The sequence below is a fragment of the Lutibacter sp. genome (assembly GCF_030692605.1).
In the GTDB taxonomy this organism is placed as follows: Bacteria; Bacteroidota; Bacteroidia; order Flavobacteriales; family Flavobacteriaceae; genus Lutibacter.
The window spans coordinates 1-1,268 of sequence record NZ_JAUYUD010000033.1 but is presented as its reverse complement, the minus strand read 5'-3'; the positions used below and the strand labels follow the sequence as shown (position 1 = coordinate 1,268).

1 protein-coding gene is annotated in these 1,268 nt (G+C 31.1%); it reads right to left on the bottom strand.

From position 1 onward, the window contains the following. Positions 1 to 193: 193 nt before the first annotated feature. Positions 194 to 934, bottom strand: a complete 741-nt coding sequence (locus Q8S45_RS02790; RefSeq protein ID WP_371132972.1) for a transposase — start codon at positions 932 to 934, stop codon at positions 194 to 196. Positions 935 to 1,268 lie beyond the last annotated feature (334 nt).

Below are 1,268 nucleotides of genomic sequence, written 5' to 3'. Positions count from 1 at the left end.
GGTAATGTACTGAAAAATAGTTGGTGGATTTTATAAAAATAATTTGTATTATATGCTCATTAATCTGAAGAGGAAATATGCTCTGGTGGAGACCAACATATTAGCAATAAGATTAATGCAATAAGGTAAAAAAGGCAGTTCATTTTGGACTGTCTTTTTCATTTTACCTATTTGCTTTATGGCTAAAGAAAACTCACTTCAGATTGGTTAAAAATATATACCATTTTATGAAGTTCATTCTATTTTTAGTTGTTAAGCCGCGATGAATATCTAAATGATTTTTTAGATGGCTAAAGAACCCTTCGATGCCGTTTGTAGTTCTGGGAATGTTTGAATTTTTTATGTAATGAAACATATTTGGCAAAGCACTTTTTATTGTAGAATAGGAACGTCTAAGCAGTTTGTGTGTATACCAATATCTACCTGTTTCTTCGTTTATAGTTTTTTCATTTATATAGAGTCTATGTCTAGTATACCAACTATTAAATTCTTGTACCCAGAAGGTTTTGTCGTTTTGGGTTTGAATTTTTAAGAGCATCAGAACGATACTTCTTAATTCTTGTCCAGCAATATGTTTTGGATATCGGGTCAACCATAGCAAGCACATTCTTTGAATATGCACTAAACAACGTTGTACTTTTGCTTCTGGAACGGATCTTTTTATTGCCTTTAAAATGCTTTTATGACCATCGGTTGTAATACTCTCAATTCGGATACCTAACTTAATTAGATTCTCTAAATCTTCTTTCATTTCTTGATAATCTTCTTTGTCTGTAAAACGAATAAGTTGCGTATAGCCATCCAAATTGTCTTGATAACAAATCAAACAGAACTTCTCAAAATAAGTAGCATCCATTCTTAAATTAACATTACTTCTTTTAATGATTTTAATCTTGGGAGCTTGTTCTAGAATTGCATAAAAAGTACGCTGCAAAGTGTCTTTTGAATAACCGCTATAATGACCAAGAGTTTTATATGTTTGGCGTTCAATAACCCATCTTTTAAACCAAACAAATCGATTTATTAGACGTTGCTCAGGTCTATTATCTGTAAATAATAATTCACAGTTTTTGCATTTGAATCGTTGTTTATTATTTTGTTTTCCCCAACGAATAACATTCAGGCTTTTACAACCCCAACAACGCTTTTTTTTGACGTTTTTTCCATATTAAAAAAGTTTGATGAAACGAATTTCATCAAACTTCTTGGAATCTCAATGGTAATAATGCCTGACAGACTATTTACCAACTATTTTTCAGTATTATGCC